Origin of the sequence: Pseudovibrio ascidiaceicola, from assembly GCF_900114245.1 — a bacterium.
GTDB classification, from domain to species: Bacteria; Pseudomonadota; Alphaproteobacteria; order Rhizobiales; family Stappiaceae; genus Pseudovibrio; species Pseudovibrio ascidiaceicola.
In genome coordinates this window covers 232,177-250,402 of sequence record NZ_FOSK01000001.1, presented here as the reverse complement: position 1 = coordinate 250,402, position 18,226 = coordinate 232,177, and the positions used below count along the sequence as shown (strand labels likewise).

Here is an 18,226-nt window from a genome sequence, read left to right as displayed (position 1 = left end):
TCTAAAATATCACGCTAGATATTTAATAGGTCGTTTTTCTCTCTTCAAAGCTTTTTCCATGACACAACAAGCAGTCCTTGGTGCGCGCGATGTGAATCTTATTCGCGGCGTCTTCTTTCTACAACCTATAGCGCTTGGCGCTTGGTTTCCACGCATCGCAGAAATTCAGCAAAGACTTCAGGTGAGCGAAGGGGAGTTTGCCCTTGCTCTTGTCGGTATGCCGGTTGGGCTGCTGTTCATGCTGATGTTTGCCGGACGGCTTACGGAGAAGTTTGGTGCACGCCAGCTTTTGATCGCGGGTCTGTTTGCGTTTATCTGTCTGATGCCATTGCCGACGTATGCTGAATCCATTCTGCAGCTGTTTGTTTATCTGGCAGTTGTTGGCAGTTCGCTGGCGTTTGTGGAACTGTGCATGAATGTGATTGCAGACAAGACCGAGCGGAAGAGTGGGCAGCTCATTATGTCGGGCTGCCATGGCTTGTGGAGTCTTGGTGTGCTGGTGGGAAGTTTGATCAGCTCCGGCTTTTCCTGGGTTGGTTACGGGCCATCTGAAAGCATTCTCATGGCAAGTGGTATGGCGTTATTACCAGCGCTGTTTACCTCTTACAGCCTGACAGAAGGACGCGAGCCAGATATTGCAGAGAAGTCTGAGAGTGGTTTCCAGATGCCGAGTGGTGCGCTGATTGCGGTGTGCTTCTTTGCGTTTGGCATCACGATGACAGAGGGTGCGATTGCTGATTGGTCTGCGATTTATGTGACTGATCTGTTTGATCTATCAGCTGGTTACGCAGGTATTGCCTATAGCGCTTTTGCTTTGATGGTGACATTCGGGCGCTTAACCGGAGACTGGTTGCGATCTCGTGTTGACGTTCAGATCGCAGCTGCTGGGATTGTTATCCTTGCTCTCATTGGCGTCGGAATTCTGGTGATTTCGCCAAACTATGCGGTGTCATTGCTTGGTTTCGGGCTGGTTGGGCTGGGGGTTTCTGGTGGCTTTCCGCTGGCTGTTACGGCTGCTGCTGAAAAACCGGGCCGCTCTGCTGCTGTCAATGTGGGCTTGATGACGCAGATTGCTCTCGGCGGTTTCCTCGTCGGTCCTCTCGTCATCGGCTATGCCGCTGATCACCTCGGTATCCAAGGCGGCTTTATGCTGATGTTACCGGCACTTGTGCTGAGCTTGCTGATGAGCCGGTCTCTGATTAAGCGGTGAGGGGAAGTATGAGAGAACTAGAGATTAGTTTTCGGAGCATTCCTGCAACGTTGACATACAAACTACGTCAGCAAGTGCTCTGGCCAGACTCGCCGATAGAGCGGGTCATGGTTCCAGAAGATCACCAGGCCCTTCATATTGGAGCCTTTGAAGAAGAAAACCTGATTGGTGTTGGATCTTTCTTCTTCGATCTGCCCTTTGTGAGACTGCGAAAACTGGCGGTGTTGCCGGAAAAGCAAGGGCGCGGCATCGGAAGCAACCTCATACGGTTTGCGGCAAGTCAGCCTGACTTGCAAAAAGCGGATTACATCTGGTGCGACGCAAGAGAAGGTGCTGTTGCTTTCTACCAGCGCCTCGGTTTCAAGGTTCAAGGCAATGCTTTCCAAAAATTTGGCGTTTCTTACCTGCGTGCACGGGTTGAGCTTGCTCAGCTTTCACAGCAACAGCTGAGGATTGAGGAGCTCTTAGATGCTGCACCTCTGGTCACTCATTAAGTGGGGACTACGGGTAGGAACTTGAACCTTATCGGTGCTTTGGTTGGGTCTGATTGTTTGTTGGTTTTGAGCTTCTTCATGAGGGTTTTGGCTTTGCCGACGGCTTGATCCAACTCTTTGGTATTCAGGTGATCTGCTATGTCTTCTTGTGCTTTTAGCGCAGGTTTGCTGCCGTTCTCTGCTGCGATGTAAAACCAGACATAAGCGCTTTCTATGTCCCGCTGAACTCCGCTGCCTTTGTAATAGGCAAGACCGATGCGATATTGGGCTTCTACATGACTTTGCTGTGCGGCGCGGAGAACCCATTTTGCAGCTTCAGCTTCATTCTTTGCAATGCCTTGGCCTGTGGCATTCATACGTCCAAAATTGAATTGAGCTTGAGCATGATTTTGCGTTGCCGCGAGATAGTACCAGTTTGCTGCTTCAGTGTTGTTTTGCTCTACACCCACACCGTCTTCGTAGGCTCTTCCAATACGGTATTGCGCTTCGGCATGACTCTTTTCAGCAGCGAGGCGCATCCATCTTGCAGCTGTGGTTTCGTCCTGCTCTACCCCTTGTCCTGTGGCATAAAGAAACCCAAGGTTATACTGAGCGTCCGGGTGGCCTTGCCTAGCGGCAAAATGGTACCATGCTGAGGCTTCTGTCAGGTCTTGCGGCAGGCCTGTACCATTGGCGTACATAACAGCAAGGTTATACTGCGCATCAGCAACACCTTGTTCAGCTGCTCGGCTGTACCAGTTTACAGCCTTGTCATAGTTCTGATCTACACCCAGACCGATTTCATAGATGCGGCCCAGATTAAACTGAGCGTTGGCATGCCCTTGTTCTGCAGCCAGACGGAACTTTTCTGCAGCTTTGGGGTAGTCCTGTGGTGCGCCTTTTCCGTTGGTGAAGGCACGACCAAGATTATAATGGAATCCGGCAAGATGTTGCTCGGCAGCCTGACGATACTCCTTCGCAATACCGGAATAGTGCTGCTTTAGGTCTTCGCTGACATAACGCATGTCTGTGAGACGGTTTTTTGCGATCGCATTCCCGTTATCGGCTGCAAGGCGATAAAACTTTTCTGCTTCGGCGTAGTCCAGTTTTACACCTAGGCCGACGGTGTAAAGATACCCGAGTTCAAGCTGTGCTTTCGCGTGGTTTTGCTCTGCTGCGAGACGGTAAAGCTTTGCAGCTTCAGCATAGTCCTGCTGAACGCCCTGCCCATTTTGATATAAGAGTGCGAGAGAGTATTGTGCCGATTTGTCACCCTGATCGGCTGCAACTTCGTACCACTTTGCAGCCTCACTGTAGTCTCTGGAGCCGCCTTGGCCATTGGCGTACATATAGCCAAGTTCTCGTTGTGCTCCGGCATGGCCTCTCTCAATGGCGAGGCGATACCATTTTTCTGCTTCCTGATAGTCTTTTAGGACACCTCGTCCATCGTGGTACAGGATCCCAAGATTGTATTGTGCGCTTGTATAGCCTTGCTTAGCTGCAAGGCCATACCACATCGCTGCTAGAGCATAGTCCTGCGGTACCCCTCGGCCTTCTTGGTAGTAGTATCCCAGATTGTATTGCGCGATAGAGTTGCCCCTGTCAGCAGATAGGCGGTACCATTTTGCTGCTTCAACTCGGTCTTGGGCCACGCCTTGGCCTTTTGCATGCATGTAACCTATTTCAAGTAGCGCTCCAGCGTGACCTCCATGACGATGTTCTGTTGCATGCCGATACCACTTCAATGCTTTTTGAAAGTCACGTGCTACGCCTTGACCATCATGATACAAGACAGCGAGGTTATATCCTGCACTGGCATGCCCCTGCTCAGCCGCACGCCTGTACCATTGTGCAGCTTGAGCATAGTTTTTTTGCACGCCATGACCGTTTTCATAGGCACGACCCAGTTTGTATTGATAATGAGCATCGCCTTGCTCGGCGGACCGAACGGTGCTTTTGAAGTTGTTTCCGAATGCAGGAAGGATTGCTTGGCTGGACAGTGAGATGGCCAGAGCTGCCAGAGCTAACTTCAAATGCCGCAACTGCATATTTTCCCCCGAATCTGCAACGCTTCAAACAATAGCAGAGATTACAATTTTAGGATTGGACAGTCGTAGTTCTGTCTCAAACAACCTTATTGAAAAGGTGAGAGTCTAAATCGTGATTGCATTTAGCTTCGTATAGGTTAGCTGCAGGACTACAAGATAGGGCTGACTGTTGCGATGATGTTGTTTTTTATTCGCTTGAGGTATGACCAACTGGAAACGGTTTCAAAAAAGACCTGATCTGAACTGTCGAGGTATTGCTGTTGTCGGCCCAGAACAGCGTTCGTTATTGCCTTGTCCTGCAACAAAATGTTGTTTTCGTAGTTTAGGTCAAAGCTTCGCAGATCCAGATTGGAAGAGCCGATCAAAGTGATCTTGTTATCCATTGTGAGTGTCTTGGCGTGTAATAGACCGCCTTTGAATTCAAAGAGATCACAACCGGCCTCCAGAAGCTTGAAATAATGGCTGCGACTTGCAGCTGCCACGATCCAGCTGTCGTTGACCTTCGGGAAAATCAAGGTGACTTTTACGCCTCGATAAGCTGCAGCGCGCAGGGCTTCCAGAACAGTTTCATCGGGGACAAAGTAGGGCGTCGATAGTGTGAGTTCGAAGCGGGCGGTTGCAATAAGGCAGGCAAAGAGCTGAGGCGTTGCTCCTTTGCGTTCCGTTGGGCCATCGCCCATCACCTGTGCCGGGAACCCTTCTTGTGCCGGTTCTAACTTCAACTCAAAGTCATTTAGCTTTTCGCCTGTTGCCTGCATCCAATCGCTTATGAACAGAAGCTGATTTTGCGTCACAATGGGCCCGGTCAGGCGTAGCATAATGTCGACCCAGGGAGCGTATTTTGCTTTGACCAGAAATTCCGGATCAGCTGAGTTTCTACTGCCGCAGTAAGTGACTTTCCCGTCGATAATCGTGATTTTACGGTGGTTGCGCAGGTCCAGTCTGCTGGTCAGAAGTGTTCGCACTGGTTTGTCCAGCGGCAGGGCGACAGCCAGTTGAACGCCTGCCTCCTTCATCTTTTCCCATAGCTGTGATTTTATGAGCTGGTGTGAGCCGAGACCATCTGCCATCGCGCGGCATACGACCCCTCGCTGGGTTGCTCTGATCAAAGCGTCGGCGAGTGCTGTGCCAGTGTGGTCACTTAGCCAGATGTAATAGAGAACATGCACATAATCCTGTGCGGCATCGATGTCTGCTATCAAGCTGTCGCGGGTAGCCGTGGCATCTTCCATGAGTGTGGCGTTGTTTCCAGCAACTGGATAAAAGCCGTTTATTGAACCAGCATAATGGAAGCTGTTGCGGTATTCCGGGTTGATTAGCTGATCGACATCAGCTGGCGTGCCCATGAATTGCTTAGCGTTTTCATGGATCTCATCAAAAATCTCTTTGTGACGTTTGTCTGCGCGATGGCCAAGATCCGTTTCTCCAAAGAGGAAATAAATGGCGATGCCGACATAGGGAAGCACGTTCAAAACGATGAACCAGGCGAGGCGAACCGGTGGTGACAAATCATCTCGCAGCAGAATTCGGATTGTAAACGTCAAAACTAATAGAACATGGAAAACTAGTATGAAGGTCATTTGAACTCGGCTGCGTTGAAATTTAGTCCTGTGGTTGGTCGTTGGTGAACGTGTTGGTTAGGTTCACTTCATATCGGGGTTTAGCCAACCCGTATTATTCTCAGTGCCTTCAGGCAGGTCCTCATATTTTCCAAGGCGGATATATGCAATTTCCCGAAAGAGCTTAATTGTTGGGCGGAGCCCGAATAAAATTGATCCGATCAGAAACAGCCAAGTTCCCACATAAGTGGTTGCCTCTTTAAAGAAGAGAATGCTGCCAACCACGAACAAGGCTGCTGCAGAGAAATCAACAGCAGTATAAGCGAGCTCGCAATACGCATAAATTTGCTTATGTCGCTCACTCATTGTGCAGTTATCAGGATGAAATAGTGCCATGGGGGAACTCTTTTGCTGGGGTTATAAATCCAGAGTGCACGCAATACGGGGCACTGGAGTTTGATTTGAGGAAATTCGTGGTGTTTCGTTCACTTACTCTTCCGACTTTGCAGACCTTCTCAGGATCATATCGATCATTGAGGTTGGCAGGATGCGTCGCAGAGTACCCATGATGTGGGTTGGAACAGTTACGTAATAACGTGCCTTAGCCTTGGGCGCTTCTATGGCGTGGGTTAATTTGCTGACGACAGCGTCGGGTTGCAGTTTGAATTTTGTGGTGCCGCCTTTGGCGAGCATGGAGAGGCGGCGGTTGTAGCTTTCGCGGAAGTGGGAGGCGTTCTTGGTGTCCTCTCCGATTTCCTCATAGAACATTTTGACGGCAGTTTTTGAGAACTCGGATTGAATCGGACCCGGTTCGATCAAAGAAACCTGTATGCCTGAGCCATGCAGTTCCAGCCGCAGGGTGTCGGTGTAGCCTTCCAGTGCGAACTTGGTGGCGTTGTAGGCGCCGCGGTAGTCCATGGCGACGAGGCCTAGGATGGAAGAGCATTGCACGATGCGGCCATGACCCTGGTTGCGCATCACCGGAATGATAAGACGGGTGAGCTCGTGCCAGCCGAAGAAGTTGGTTTCAAACTGACGACGCAGGGCATCGGTGGGAAGATCTTCAATAGCGCCGGGAAGGCCATAAGCGCCGTTGTTGAACAAGGCATTAAGGCGTCCGCCTGTGATTGCCAGAACTGACTCAACGGCGGACTGAATAGATTCGGTTTCGCAATAATCTAAATGGAACGCCTCAAAGCCCTCAGAACGCAGGCGTTCTGCATCCTCTGGTTTGCGACAGGTGGGAAAGACCTGCCATCCTCTGTCTCGCAAAATGTATGCAGCAGAGTAACCAATGCCACTGGAACATCCGGTGATGAGGATGGAGCGTTTGTCTTTCACGGGTGTTCCTAAGCTTTTTGCGTGGCCGCGTGTTCTTGTCCGAAAACCGGCGTCCACTTTTCGGGAATACGCTTGCCTGGATTACAAAGGATTGCCGAGGAGTAGTTTTGGGGAAGGGCCGGCCAGGCCTGCTGCTTCGCCGATGAAGTGCTTTTTCAGGAACGGCATGCGCTCAACAAGACCGAGGCCGAGATCGCGAACTGCGCGGACCGGGTCGATGTTGTTGGAGAACAGGCGGTTCAGCACATCGGTGGTCATGCCCATCTGCCATGTGTCGAAGCGGCGCCAGCTCTGGTAGCGCTCCAGAATGTGTGCTGCACCGATGTCGAGACCAAGACGATGCGCGTCTACAAGCACTTCTGAGAGGGCTGCAACGTCTTTGAAGCCGAAGTTGAGGCCTTGTCCAGCGATTGGGTGGATGCCGTGAGCGGCATCGCCTGCCAGCGCAAAACGGTTGGAGACGAAGGAGCGTGCCAAAACAAGGTTGAGCGGGAAGGCCTGACGTGGGCCGTCGAGTTTCAACTCTCCCAGATGATGACCGAAGCGGCGCTCCAGCTCGATCTCGAAGGTGAACTCATCGCCATTGACCAGACGATTGGCTTCTGCCGTCTTTTCAGTCCAGACGATGGAAGAGCGGTTGCCTTTCAACGGCAGGATCGCGAATGGGCCGGATGGCAGGAAGTGCTCTTCTGCGCGGCCATTGTGTGGGCGCTCATGTGCGACTGTGGTGACGATGCCGCTTTGATTGTAGGCCCAACGGTTGCATTGGATGCCTGCCAGATCGCGGAGTTTGGAGCGGACACCGTCAGCTGCCACGATCAGGCGCGACTGGATGGATTTGCCGCTGCCAAGCGTGATGTTGACGTGGGCTGGCTCTACTGCGAAGTCTTTAACACTGTCGGGTGCGAAGATGTGAACGCCTGCATCTGTGGCTGCATCATGCAATGCGCCGACCATGTGATTGTTCTGAACCATATGAGCAAATGGTTCGCCGTCATCAACATCGCCAGCAAAGGTGAGGAAGATAGGGCGCACACTGTCATGCAGCTTGCTGTCTGTGACGATCATTTCGGTGATCGGCTGGGATTCATCTTCCAGCTTGTACCAGATGCCGAGTTGATCGAGCATGCGAACAGCACCTGCTGCGATGGCCGAGGAACGCGGGTCATTCTCGATTGCTGAGCGTGGGCGCAGGTCTACGAGCGCGATTTTCATGGAAGGTTCTGACTGCTTCAAAGCGAGCGCAAGCGAAAGACCAACATAACCGCCGCCACCAATGGTGACGTCATAAAGTTCTTCAGTGGCGGTTTGTTTCTTGCTCATAGAACTCTTTCCTGTAATCGTTTGCCCTATAACCATTAGGTTAGCCCAATTGATCGTTGACACTATCGATATAGCGCCACACTACTCACATGCAATCGAAATCACTACAAAAATAGGTTTGTCTGTAATGACGAAGGCTGTTGAAAATCTGCTAGACCTTTTGGATCTGGAGAAATTAGAAGAAAATCTGTTTCGTGGCACAAGCCCACAAAGCGGGTGGCAGCGTGTTTTTGGTGGACAGGTGATTGGTCAGGCTCTTGTTGCTGCCTCCCGTACGGTTGGCGCAGAGCGTCAGGTTAATTCGCTGCATGGGTATTTTCTGCGCCCGGGCGATCCAAAGGTGCCAATCATCTATGAGGTGGACCGCATTCGTGACGGTGGCAGCTTCACCACGCGGCGCGTTGTGGCGATCCAGCATGGCCATGCGATCTTCTCCATGTCTGCTTCCTTCCAGCGCGTTGAGACGGGCATGGAGCATCAGATTGAGATGCCGGATGTGCCAATGCCGGAAGACCTGATGCCGATCTCTGAAATCTCCGATGAACTGATCTCAAAGGCGCCTGAGCCGGTGCAGAAGTACTGGAAGCGGGAGCGCCCGATTGAGCTGCGTCCGTTGGATCTGGGGCAGTATTTCTCTCGCAAGAAGCAGGAGCCGGTGCAGCATGTTTGGGTTCGTGCGGCCTCTAAGCTGCCGGATGATCCGCGTATTCACCAGTGCGTGCTGGCGTATGCTTCGGATATGACACTGTTGGATACGGCGCTGTTCCCTCATGGCATCAACGTGTTTGTGCCAAACCTGCAGGTGGCGAGTTTGGATCACGCTATGTGGTTCCACAGCGACTTCCGCTTTGATGAGTGGCTGCTTTACACGCAGGACAGCCCACGCTCAGCTGGTGGCCGTGGTTTCAGCCGTGGTAGCCTTTATACGCGGGATGGTGTTCTGGTGGCTTCCGCCGTTCAGGAAGGCCTGATGCGGATGAGAGATCGTCCGGTGCCGGGTAAGGGGTAAGATCAAAGATATTGCTCGGTGCAAAGGCTATTCTGATGTTGCAGCAATCTGTTTGTTTCTTTGATTTTCAAGATAACGGGGTGTGAGCATGTTTAAGCCCAATAGCGTTATTCTCTATGTCGATAACGTGGAGAAAAGCACCGAGTTTTATACGGACGTTCTGCAAAGCGGCCCGATTGAGAGGTTTCGGGAGTTCTCTCTGTTTTCTTTGGGGGAGGATGTTACCCTCGGGCTACAATCCGCGCAAGGGATTGATCCGAAGCCTGAACCATCCTTTGGAGGGTTTGAGCTGTCACTGAGTGATGTTAGCCGAGAAGAGGTGGATCAGGTTTATACCCTTTGGAAAGAGAAGGGCATTCCCATCCTCATGGAACCTGTCGATCTGGATTTTGGCTACACGTTTGTTGCAACCGATCCTGACGGGCATCGGCTGCGGGTGTGTGCGACTGATACGACAAATGTGACTTAGTATTTTTGTCCGAAAACCAGTGTCTGCTTTTCGGCGACATGCGATAGAGCCTGCTCCAGAGAGTTTGAGGCAGGCTCTTCTGCTTTTTAATTTGCCTGAGCGGTTTTGTTTTCTTTTTGTCCGGCCAGTGCAGCATTGACCAAGGTGAAGGCTTCTGGGGCTGCCCAGTCAGCTGGGCCGAACATGGTGCCGATTTCGCAGCCGTCTTCACCGATCATGATTGTGCTTGGCAGGCCAGGGGCTTTGCCTTTGGTGCGTAGGTCGTTGAAGGTCTTCATGGTGTGGTCTGAGAAATAGGCCAGATCCTTCACGCCGATATCATTCAGGAACTTCAGCGGTTTTGGATTGTTCTCGCCGCGGTCCATGTTCACAGCGATGACGTTGAACTCTTCGTTGCCGGCTTCACGCTGCAGTTTGTCCAGATGGGGCATTTCTTTGCGGCAAGGGGCGCACCATGTGGCCCAGAGGTTGAGCAGCTTGGTGCCCTTCAGATCCGCCATGGTGATGAGGTTGCCGTCTGCATCGTTGAATTTCAGCTCAGACAGATTCAGAGGCTTCTCAGCAGGCAGAAAAGCGGCGACTTCGCCTGTGGTCAAACCCTTGAGATTTTTTGCGGTATTCATTGAAGAAGAGCAGGCGAGGGCTTGTGGATCCTCACTTTTTTGCTGATTAAGCGCCCATACAGCTCCGCCTACGACGACAAATCCAGCTAATGCTGCAATAAGCCCTTTTCCGAGGCCGAACTTTCCGGTAACTGTCAGTTTCTTCATATTAAACCCAAATCATAATGAGGCTAGACATGAGCAACCGCATGTGGGGGGGCCGTTTTGCGGAAGGGCCAGATGCAATCATGGAAGAGATCAATGCTTCCATCGATTTTGATCGTAAGCTCTACCGACAAGACATAGCCGGATCCAAGGCTCATGTTAGCATGTTGGCTGCACAGGGCATCGTTAGCGCAGAAGATGCCGAAAAGATAGCTCAGGGTCTAGACACAATTCTGTCAGAGATCGAGGAAGGTACCTTTACCTTCTCGCGCGCGCTTGAAGACATTCATATGAATATCGAAGCGCGTTTGGCAGAACTGATTGGACCGACCGCTGGCCGTCTTCATACAGCTCGTTCACGTAACGACCAAGTTGCCACAGATTTCCGTCTTTGGGTACGCGACTCTTTGGACGATCTTGAGGCACAGGTGACAGACCTGATGCAGGCTCTTGCTGAAAAGGCTGAAGAGCACGCTGCTGTTGTGATGCCGGGCTTTACACACTTGCAGTCTGCGCAGCCGGTGACATTCGGCCATCACCTGATGGCTTACGTTGAAATGTTCTCTCGTGACCGCTCCCGCCTGCAAGATGCGCGTGCGCGTATGAATGAGAGCCCACTGGGCTGTGCGGCGCTGGCTGGTACATCCTTCCCGATCGATCGTGAGATGACAGCGGCTTCTCTGGGTTTTGATCGCCCAACAGCGAACTCTCTGGATGGTGTTTCTGACCGCGACTTTGCGATTGAAGCGCTGGCGGATGCCTCCATCTGTGCGATGCACCTGTCCCGTCTGGCAGAAGAGATCGTGATCTGGTGCTCAGCTCAGTTTGGTTTCATCAAGCTTTCCGACAAGTTCTCGACTGGTTCTTCCATCATGCCACAGAAGAAGAACCCGGATGCAGCTGAGCTGATCCGCGCGAAAACTGGCCGTATCTATGGCGCGCTGAATTCTCTTCTCGTGATGATGAAGGGTCTGCCGCTGACCTACTCCAAGGACATGCAGGAAGATAAAGAGCAGGCGTTTGACGCTTTGCCAAACCTGTCTCTAGCTCTGGCAGCCATGACCGGCATGATGCGTGACCTTGAGCCGAATGTGAAAACGCTGAAGAAAGCGGCGGGTTCTGGCTACTCCACCGCGACTGATCTGGCTGACTGGTGCGTGCGTGTGGTTGGCATGCCATTCCGTGACGCTCACCATGTGACTGGTGCACTTGTTAAGATGGCTGTCGATAAGGGCGTGGACCTGCATCGCCTGACATTGGAAGAGATGCAGAGCGTTGAGCCGAAGATCACTGACGATGTCTACAGCGTTCTTTCCGTTGATAAATCTGTTCGTAGCCGTGTCTCTTACGGCGGCACCAGCCCGGTGAATGTGCGCAAGCAATCCCGCCGTTGGCTGAAGCAGCTTGAGCGTGAGCAGAAGACGGAAAAGTAAGTCTGTTCTTCGGATGATCTTGCAGTCATCGTTGTTACGGTGCAGAAATAAAACTGAGAGTAGGCTCTGGTTCGCCCGAGTCAGTCCTTAGGTCGAATTTCTGGTTTGGTAAGATCATCCAGATTGGAGCAGAGAAAACATGAGCTCGCAAGGCATGAAAGACATTACAAAAAGCCGTAGTTCCAAGCTTTTGATTGGCCTCACAATTGTTGCACTCGGTCTGAGTGTTTCCGCTTGTGGGCGTAAAGGCAGTTTGGAAACGCCAAGCCAAGCTCGGGCGACTGCAGATGGTGCACCGCCACCCCTGAATGATGCTCCTGCACCTGAGATTCCTGGAGACAAGGACGAAAGTCTGTTTCTGGATCCGTTGATTGGTGCAGATGAGGATGATCCCGACTTCAATTTTTAGACTGGTTCGCTAAACCCTTTCGGGGCAGGGCCAGTGCAGAGGACCTACATTGCATTACTTTGAGTTCAAGGATGGCGTGCTTCACGCTGAAGACGTTGCGCTGACTGAAATTGCAGCGGAAGTTGGAACCCCATTTTACTGCTATTCCCGCGCAACATTTGAACGTCACTTCAAGGTTTTTGATGGTGCGTTTGATGGAATAGATCATCTGACCTGTTATGCAATGAAGGCGAACTCCAACATCGCCATTCTGACGGTGCTGGCAAAACTTGGCGCTGGTGCGGACGTTGTTTCTGAAGGGGAACTGCGTCGTGCGCTGAAAGCGGGCATTCCTGCAAACAAGATTGTGTTTTCCGGAGTTGGCAAGACCCGTCAGGAAATGCGTTTTGCGCTGAATGCCGGCATCCTGTGCTTCAATGTGGAATCTGAGCCTGAGCTGAAGCGACTTTCTGCTGTTGCTTCCGAGATGGGCAAGACTGCGCCGATTTCTCTGCGCATCAACCCAGATGTGGATGCAAAGACCCACGCTAAGATCTCTACCGGCTTGGCTGCGAACAAGTTTGGTATTGCCTGGGACCGTGCACGCGCAGTTTACAACGAAGCTGCGCAGCTGCCGGGCCTGAAAGTGACCGGTATGGACATGCATATCGGCTCTCAGATTACTGAGCTTGGGCCTTTTGATGATGCTTTGGAACGCCTTGGTGTACTGATTGGCATGCTGAAGGAAGATGGCATTGAGATTGACCACCTTGATGTGGGTGGCGGCCTTGGCATTCCTTACGGAAGCGGAATTGAAGCGCCTCTGCCTACTGAGTATGCGAAGGTTGTTCGTAAACACATCGAGCGCCTTGGCGTGACGCTGATTACCGAACCGGGCCGCTTGATTGCTGGTAATGCGGGTATTCTCGTTACCGAAACGATTTACCGTAAAGAAGGTGAAGCAAAGAACTTCGTCATCGTGGATGCTGCGATGAACGATCTGATCCGCCCAACCCTTTACGAAGCGCACCATGATATTGGTGCAATAAGTGAAGAACGCCAGAACGGTGAGCAGATGATGGCAGACATTGTTGGCCCTGTTTGTGAGACTGGTGATTATCTGGCTCGCGACCGTGAAATGCCGAAGTTTGAGGAAGGCGACCTGCTGGCCGTTTACTCTGCTGGTGCTTATGGTGCGACCCAATCCGGCACGTACAACACGCGTCTTCTGGTGCCTGAAGTTTTGGTTGATGGCGACAAGTTTGCGATCATCCGTCAGCGTCCGAGTTACGATGAGTTACTAAATCAAGACGTTGTGCCGAACTGGGTTGAAAAGGCTTAACTCTGTTTGAAAGCCCCTTAGGTTTGCCAGATTGCTGATCTACGTTAATCGCCGTATGCTCAAAAGAAAAAGCAGGCGGCGATTAGCGAGGCCTTTGTGACCCATCAGAATGAGAATGGCGGCAATAAAAACCTAAAGAATGCCATAGCTTCCGCAAGTGAATTGCGAGAGCATAAGAAGCGTTATGGCGAAGGGTCCGGGCTATTCGGCCTGTGGCAGTCCCTGTTTTCTCAAAGATTATCCTACCGATTGAAAAGGCTGGCTTTTAAAGCGCAGCTTTATTTGTTTTGGGAGCGATTTTGGCCCGCCATTCAGGTGCCGCTTATTGTGGCGTGCCTGTATGTTGCTGTTAGCTTTTTAGGGTTGTGGCAGCTGCTTGGGTTTTATGGCTCTGCCGTTGGTTCTATCCTGTTTCTCGCTGTTTTCATTTGGAGTTGTTACCCGCTTTTACGTCTAAAACTTCCCGATGAAGCGGAGGGGCTGCGCAAAGTTGAGCTTGCCAGTGATCTGCCGCACCGACCTTTGCTCTCCTACAAGGATGAGCAGGCGACCGGGATGGATGACGAAGAGGCACTTGCCTTATGGTCTGCGCACCAAAAGCGGTTGCGAGAACGGCTCAAGAATCTGCGCGTTGGGGGTGTTAATCCACGCGGCTTTGCCAAAGACCCTTATGCTCTGCGTGTTTTCGCGGTTATGTTGCTGGTGGTTGGATATTCCGTTTCGGATGCGAACCGGTGGTCTAGCCTTTTGGCACCGTTCCAGTCTCAGGGTGTGGGAAGTGTTTTACCTGCTCGCATTGATGCGTGGGTGACGCCGCCTGCTTATACGGGTGAGGCGCCTGTTTTCCTGAGCGGAGATGCCAATCAACTGCGGGATTCCAGAGATGCGCTTTCCATTGCCAGTGGCAGTGAGGTGTTGGTGCGGGCGCAGGGCACGGGTGAGTTCTCCGTTGTTTATTTTTCGCGCCGCGGACAAGAGGTTTTGGAACCGGAACGTGTTCAACCGGGTGCTGGTGAAAGCTCTGATGAGCTGAAAACCACCGAATGGCGTTTTCCGTTGAACTCAAGCGGGCGCTTGCAGATCCTTCAAAATGACTCTCCGAAATATTCCTGGAAGATTGCGATACGGCCAGACTTGCCGCCGCGCATTCGTTTGTTTGATGATCCGGAAGAGCAGCTTTCCGGCAGTCTCAAACTGACTTATCTGGTGCAGGATGATTACCGCGTGGTTTCTGCCGAAGCCATTATGGAGCAGGTTCAGCGCGGGGATGCGGATAAGGTGGGCCGATCTTTGGTGGAGGCGCCGCGGTTTAATCTGAGCTTGCCGCCCAAGGATGCCAAAATGGCTGTCGGGCAGACCTTTCAAGATCTGACTGCCCATCCATGGGCAGGTTCCGAGGTGGCTCTTGTACTTGTTGCTCGTGATGAAGCTGGGCAAGAGGGACGCTCGCAGCCCGTCTATATCAAGCTGCCGGAGCGCCGCTTTAATAAACCGTTGGCGCGTGCTGTTGTTGAGCAGCGCCGTAATCTGGCAATGAACGTTGAGAGCTACCCGCAGGTGGTGGATGCGCTGGATATGCTGATGATTGCGCCAGAGCGTTTTATCGATGATGCAGGGTCTTATCTGCCTTTGCGGTTTGCTTATGCCGAGCTGGTTGCCGCCGAAACGGATGAGCAGCTGACAGACATGCTGGATGTGCTTTGGAATGTGGCGCTGACGATTGAGGATGGTGGCTTATCTGCCGCTGAGCGAGCTTTACGTGAGGCACAGGAGGCTTTGCGGCGAGCGTTGGAGCAGGGCGCATCAGAGCAGGAGATTGCTGAGCTGATGAGTGATCTGCGCAAGGCGCTGGATGATTATCTCAAATCCATGGCCCAGCAGATGCGCGAGAACCCTCAGCAGCTTGGCCAGATGCCGATGGATGAGAACTCCCAGCAGATCACACCTCGCGATCTGGATGACATGCTTCGCCGCATGGAAGAGCTGGCGAAAACCGGCTCTTTGGAAGCGGCCCGTGAGTTGTTGGCGCAGATGCAGCAGATGTTGGAGAACATGCAGAACGCGCAGCAACAACAGCAAGCGCCAAGTCAGCAGCAGCAAGAGATGTTGCAGGCTCTGGAAGATCTTGGCGAGATGATCCAGAAGCAGCGTAATCTGATGGATGAAACGCACAAGTTTGATCCAGACAGCCAGCAGCGTCGGCCTGCTCAGCGCAATGATCAGCAGAATAAGCGTGGTCAAGGCGGCGAGATGACCAACGAGGAGGCGCAGCAAGCCTTCCGCGAGTTGCAGCAGCAGCAGCGCAATCTCTCTGATGACCTGCAGAAGCTGCTCGACAGCATGGCAAACAACGGTGCTAAGCCGAGCAAGGATCTGGATAGTGCTGGTAACTCCATGGAGGATGCTGGTGATGCGCTTGGTGCACAACAGGCTGATGAGGCCGTTTCTGAGCAGAGCCAGGCTCTGGAATCCCTGCGCAAAGGCGCTCAGCAGCTTGCAGAACAGCTTGCTGGACAGGCTGGTGGGCGAGGGCAGGCAACCAATTCTCCGCTTAACGAGGATCCGCTTGGCCGTATGCGCCGCGTTGAGGGGCCGGAGTTTGGCAGTCAGGTGAAAGTACCAGATGAAATTGAGGTTCAGCGTGCGCGGCGTATTCTTGAAGAGCTGCGTCGCCGACTTTCCGATCCAGACCGCCCACAGCTTGAGTTGGAGTATCTGGAGCGACTGATGAAGCGGTACTGATCAGCGGTTTCAGGATGCTTTAATGAATGCTTAGAAAACTAGATTGACCGCGATGCAGGTCCTTCCGGTTTTCTTTGCCATTTGGTGGCTCCTTCATTGTGACGTCTGCTTTAGCTCTTATACTTTCCTCTATGAGCACAGATCAAAACAAACCCGAAGCTCTGGCGCACATCATTGAAGAAGTGATGGATGACTGCATCAGGGTGTTTGTGCTGAAGGGGCTGGATGCTTGCTCCATGGAAGATTTTTATGAGGCATGTGGACCACACCGGACCTATGTGGAACAACACTTTACGACCAAGCATGAGTTTTGTGCAGCGGTTATGCTGTGGTGGCTCAACAGCATATTTGCTGAGCTGAAAAGCACGATTTCACTGCATTCCAACCTGCATTCTGCCATTGAAGCGGTGCTCTATGAGTTCATCGATATCTGTGTTGGTCATCGTGAAAGCAAGCACGGCGATAAGTTCTGTGTGCTCGATAATATGGCGTTGTTTGATGAGGAGCTGCTGGCAAAGTTTGCGATGTACTATCAGGAGGGTGTGAAGCACTTTCGCTTGAAGTTCATGGATCTGAAGAGCGAGTTGCGAGACCCTGATGACATTGAAAAGCTTTTGATCTTCTATGTGATGATCCTTGAGGGGCTTTATGTCCTGATCCGGCGCGGGTTCTCTCGCAACATGCTTTTTGAGTATGCGGATATGAGCCTGCATACGCTGGAATTTTATGAGAAACGCTCCTCTGACAAGGCCACTGATTAAAAGGCTGCAGGCAGCATATTGGGGAATGGAGCAGCTGCCTGCGTGGATGCTTGGTATGAGCGGCGGGTTTTAGGCTATCAAACCTTCATCAAAAATCGCCATATCGCTGTTTGAGATTGTGTGGCGTAGAGCTTTCAGCGGCTGATACTCTTCGTCATTATAAAAGCCTTCAGCGTGTGCTTTTGTTGGAAACTCCATGAGGATGAAGCGACCATCGGGGAGATTGCCTTCGGTAGCTTCCAGATTGTCGACGATAGAGAGTGCTTTACCGCCGTGGCGCGTGAGAATGGCGTGGGCGTTTGGTAGATAGTCTTTTGAATGAACTTCGGTGTCCTCAACACGAACCCATGAAATCATATAGGCTGGCATGGTCTTTCCCTTTCCTGCTTGATTTGCCTGTTGAGCTCAATCTAGGTCTGGCGCGGATGAACTCAATCGGGCACTTTCAGGTAACCATGAAAGAAATTTGGATATGAAACAGATCAGCCATGAGAAATACACTCTGGATTGCCCAAGCCGTCAGTTGCTGGAGATGCTGTCTGACAAATGGGTGCCTGCGCTGATCATCATCCTATCCGAAGGTCCGCGCCGTCCGGGTGATCTACAGCGTTCACTGGAGGGCATTTCCAAGAAGATGTTGCGGCAAACCCTCAAAAATCTTGAGATATGGGGCCTTGTCGATCGGCAGGATTACGAGACTGTGCCGCCTCGCGTCGAGTATGCGCTGACGGATCTGGGGCTCAAGTTCATGGAGCCTTTGGCCCTGTTATGTCATTGGGCAGCACAGAATGGAGATGATGTGTTTTCGATCTACAGCAAGAAACTCGCAGCAGCTGGTAAACTGGAACTGCCTGAAGATGTTGATGGTGGCTTAACTGCTCACCATTTGCCGCAGTAGCTGCTGCGCAAGTGTGAGTGCTGGGTCGTTGCCATGCCGGATATCTTCTGGCGTTGGCATAACCGGATAATCTGGTTGGATACCCACTCCTTCGAACCTTGTTCCATCCGGGAAATCAGCACGTTTTGCAGAAATGGTGAGGTGTGTTTTTGGCAGCGGGGCTTCGAAGTAGGGCTGTCCGGTTGAGCCCGCGGACGCTTCTCCAACGATTGTTGCGCGACCGGAATGTTTTAGCGGGATCAAGAGGTCCTCGGTTGCTGAGCCGCTACCTACATCAATCAGAATGATAAGCTCTCCCCGAAACGGTGTTGCGCTAGCCGGGAAGGTTTCGTCCTTTGTGAGGAGACGCATAGGCGTTCTTTCACGGCAGACCGGGATCGGCTCCAGGCAAAGCTTTGGCCTGAAAAACAAAACGCGACCGCTCGGAGGAGGGATCGCGTTTCTTGAAACTTTATTGGGGAAG

General features: G+C 52.1%; 18 protein-coding genes. 10 read left to right on the top strand and 8 right to left on the bottom strand.

Annotated features, from left to right (window positions below):
• The first annotated feature begins 58 nt into the window (after positions 1–58).
• Both BM231_RS01295 and BM231_RS01290 read left to right on the top strand, forming a co-directional pair.
• The gene (locus tag BM231_RS01295; protein WP_063294601.1) at positions 59–1,210 is read left to right on the top strand and encodes an MFS transporter; all 1,152 of its coding nucleotides are present in this window, start codon (positions 59–61) and stop codon (positions 1,208–1,210) included.
• 8 nt (positions 1,211–1,218) lie between these two features.
• Positions 1,219–1,704, top strand: a complete 486-nt coding sequence (locus BM231_RS01290; protein ID WP_093516158.1) for a GNAT family N-acetyltransferase — start codon at positions 1,219–1,221, stop codon at positions 1,702–1,704.
• On the opposite strand, the gene BM231_RS01285 is transcribed toward BM231_RS01290, so the two are convergent.
• The 5 genes from BM231_RS01285 to BM231_RS01265 form a co-directional block, all read right to left on the bottom strand.
• Positions 1,701–3,731, bottom strand: coding sequence for an SEL1-like repeat protein (locus BM231_RS01285; protein WP_093516156.1), 2,031 nt, complete (start codon positions 3,729–3,731; stop codon positions 1,701–1,703). The two genes, BM231_RS01290 and BM231_RS01285, sit on opposite strands and share 4 nt — an antisense overlap.
• Positions 3,732–3,880: 149 nt before the next feature.
• A complete protein-coding gene (cls, locus tag BM231_RS01280) occupies positions 3,881–5,311 on the bottom strand; it encodes a cardiolipin synthase (protein ID WP_093516154.1) in 1,431 nt (476 codons plus the stop codon).
• 63 nt (positions 5,312–5,374) lie between these two features.
• Positions 5,375–5,686 (bottom strand): YrhK family protein, encoded by a 312-nt coding sequence (locus BM231_RS01275; RefSeq protein ID WP_093516152.1) that lies wholly within the window; start codon positions 5,684–5,686, stop codon positions 5,375–5,377.
• Positions 5,687–5,779: 93 nt separating this feature from the next.
• A complete protein-coding gene (locus BM231_RS01270; protein WP_093516150.1) occupies positions 5,780–6,631 on the bottom strand; it encodes an SDR family oxidoreductase in 852 nt (283 codons plus the stop codon).
• Positions 6,632–6,712: 81 nt separating this feature from the next.
• Positions 6,713–7,954: a ubiquinone biosynthesis hydroxylase gene (locus BM231_RS01265; RefSeq protein WP_093516148.1), complete on the bottom strand. Its 1,242-nt coding sequence runs from the start codon at positions 7,952–7,954 to the stop codon at positions 6,713–6,715.
• Positions 7,955–8,081: 127 nt separating this feature from the next.
• Here BM231_RS01265 and tesB point away from each other — a divergent pair, with 127 nt between their 5' ends.
• Together tesB and BM231_RS01255 are read left to right on the top strand one after the other, a co-directional pair.
• Positions 8,082–8,963: an acyl-CoA thioesterase II gene (tesB, locus tag BM231_RS01260; protein WP_093516145.1), complete on the top strand. Its 882-nt coding sequence runs from the start codon at positions 8,082–8,084 to the stop codon at positions 8,961–8,963.
• 88 nt (positions 8,964–9,051) lie between these two features.
• Positions 9,052–9,432 carry a VOC family protein gene (locus BM231_RS01255; RefSeq protein ID WP_093516143.1) on the top strand — a complete coding sequence of 127 codons (381 nt, stop codon included), beginning with the start codon at positions 9,052–9,054 and terminating at the stop codon, positions 9,430–9,432.
• 86 nt (positions 9,433–9,518) lie between these two features.
• Here the strand turns inward: BM231_RS01255 and tlpA are convergent, their stop codons facing one another.
• A complete protein-coding gene (gene tlpA, locus BM231_RS01250; RefSeq protein WP_093516141.1) occupies positions 9,519–10,202 on the bottom strand; it encodes a thiol:disulfide interchange protein TlpA in 684 nt (227 codons plus the stop codon).
• Positions 10,203–10,231: 29 nt separating this feature from the next.
• On the opposite strand from tlpA, the gene argH reads away from it, so the two are divergent.
• From argH to BM231_RS01225, 5 genes are all read left to right on the top strand, one after another.
• Complete coding sequence (gene argH, locus BM231_RS01245; RefSeq protein ID WP_063286190.1) at positions 10,232–11,632, top strand: argininosuccinate lyase; 1,401 nt, start codon at positions 10,232–10,234, stop codon at positions 11,630–11,632.
• Between the two features lie 139 nt (positions 11,633–11,771).
• Positions 11,772–12,041: an LPS translocon maturation chaperone LptM gene (lptM, locus tag BM231_RS01240; RefSeq protein WP_063308919.1), complete on the top strand. Its 270-nt coding sequence runs from the start codon at positions 11,772–11,774 to the stop codon at positions 12,039–12,041.
• 49 nt (positions 12,042–12,090) lie between these two features.
• Positions 12,091–13,362, top strand: a complete 1,272-nt coding sequence (lysA, locus tag BM231_RS01235) for a diaminopimelate decarboxylase (RefSeq protein ID WP_093516139.1) — start codon at positions 12,091–12,093, stop codon at positions 13,360–13,362.
• Between the two features lie 96 nt (positions 13,363–13,458).
• Complete coding sequence (locus tag BM231_RS01230) at positions 13,459–16,104, top strand: TIGR02302 family protein (protein ID WP_093516137.1); 2,646 nt, start codon at positions 13,459–13,461, stop codon at positions 16,102–16,104.
• 131 nt (positions 16,105–16,235) lie between these two features.
• The gene (locus BM231_RS01225) at positions 16,236–16,865 is read left to right on the top strand and encodes a TetR/AcrR family transcriptional regulator (RefSeq protein WP_093516996.1); all 630 of its coding nucleotides are present in this window, start codon (positions 16,236–16,238) and stop codon (positions 16,863–16,865) included.
• Positions 16,866–16,934: 69 nt separating this feature from the next.
• Here the strand turns inward: BM231_RS01225 and BM231_RS01220 are convergent, their stop codons facing one another.
• Positions 16,935–17,234, bottom strand: coding sequence for a DUF1330 domain-containing protein (locus BM231_RS01220; protein WP_093516135.1), 300 nt, complete (start codon positions 17,232–17,234; stop codon positions 16,935–16,937).
• A gap of 103 nt (positions 17,235–17,337) precedes the next feature.
• Here BM231_RS01220 and BM231_RS01215 point away from each other — a divergent pair, with 103 nt between their 5' ends.
• On the top strand, positions 17,338–17,763 hold the full coding sequence (locus BM231_RS01215; protein ID WP_084403523.1) for a winged helix-turn-helix transcriptional regulator: 426 nt from the start codon (positions 17,338–17,340) through the stop codon (positions 17,761–17,763).
• Here BM231_RS01215 and BM231_RS01210 read toward each other — a convergent pair.
• Positions 17,737–18,114 carry a S41 family peptidase gene (locus BM231_RS01210; protein ID WP_093516133.1) on the bottom strand — a complete coding sequence of 126 codons (378 nt, stop codon included), beginning with the start codon at positions 18,112–18,114 and terminating at the stop codon, positions 17,737–17,739. The genes BM231_RS01215 and BM231_RS01210 overlap by 27 nt on opposite strands.
• Positions 18,115–18,226 lie beyond the last annotated feature (112 nt).

What these genes read in the sequence shown, in the direction of transcription:
- BM231_RS01285 (WP_093516156.1), bottom strand. Translation starts at nt 3,731, where the DNA reads ATGCAGTTGCGGCATTTGAAGTTAGCTCTGGCAGCTCTGGCCATCTCA.
- BM231_RS01265 (WP_093516148.1), bottom strand. Translation starts at nt 7,954, where the DNA reads ATGAGCAAGAAACAAACCGCCACTGAAGAACTTTATGACGTCACCATT.
- lptM (WP_063308919.1), top strand. Translation starts at nt 11,772, where the DNA reads ATGAGCTCGCAAGGCATGAAAGACATTACAAAAAGCCGTAGTTCCAAG.
- tlpA (WP_093516141.1), bottom strand. Translation starts at nt 10,202, where the DNA reads ATGAAGAAACTGACAGTTACCGGAAAGTTCGGCCTCGGAAAAGGGCTT.
- cls (WP_093516154.1), bottom strand. Translation starts at nt 5,311, where the DNA reads ATGACCTTCATACTAGTTTTCCATGTTCTATTAGTTTTGACGTTTACA.
- BM231_RS01215 (WP_084403523.1), top strand. Translation starts at nt 17,338, where the DNA reads ATGAAACAGATCAGCCATGAGAAATACACTCTGGATTGCCCAAGCCGT.
- BM231_RS01220 (WP_093516135.1), bottom strand. Translation starts at nt 17,234, where the DNA reads ATGCCAGCCTATATGATTTCATGGGTTCGTGTTGAGGACACCGAAGTT.
- BM231_RS01225 (WP_093516996.1), top strand. Translation starts at nt 16,236, where the DNA reads ATGAGCACAGATCAAAACAAACCCGAAGCTCTGGCGCACATCATTGAA.
- BM231_RS01255 (WP_093516143.1), top strand. Translation starts at nt 9,052, where the DNA reads ATGTTTAAGCCCAATAGCGTTATTCTCTATGTCGATAACGTGGAGAAA.
- BM231_RS01210 (WP_093516133.1), bottom strand. Translation starts at nt 18,114, where the DNA reads ATGCGTCTCCTCACAAAGGACGAAACCTTCCCGGCTAGCGCAACACCG.
- BM231_RS01290 (WP_093516158.1), top strand. Translation starts at nt 1,219, where the DNA reads ATGAGAGAACTAGAGATTAGTTTTCGGAGCATTCCTGCAACGTTGACA.
- BM231_RS01295 (WP_063294601.1), top strand. Translation starts at nt 59, where the DNA reads ATGACACAACAAGCAGTCCTTGGTGCGCGCGATGTGAATCTTATTCGC.
- tesB (WP_093516145.1), top strand. Translation starts at nt 8,082, where the DNA reads ATGACGAAGGCTGTTGAAAATCTGCTAGACCTTTTGGATCTGGAGAAA.
- BM231_RS01275 (WP_093516152.1), bottom strand. Translation starts at nt 5,686, where the DNA reads ATGGCACTATTTCATCCTGATAACTGCACAATGAGTGAGCGACATAAG.
- argH (WP_063286190.1), top strand. Translation starts at nt 10,232, where the DNA reads ATGAGCAACCGCATGTGGGGGGGCCGTTTTGCGGAAGGGCCAGATGCA.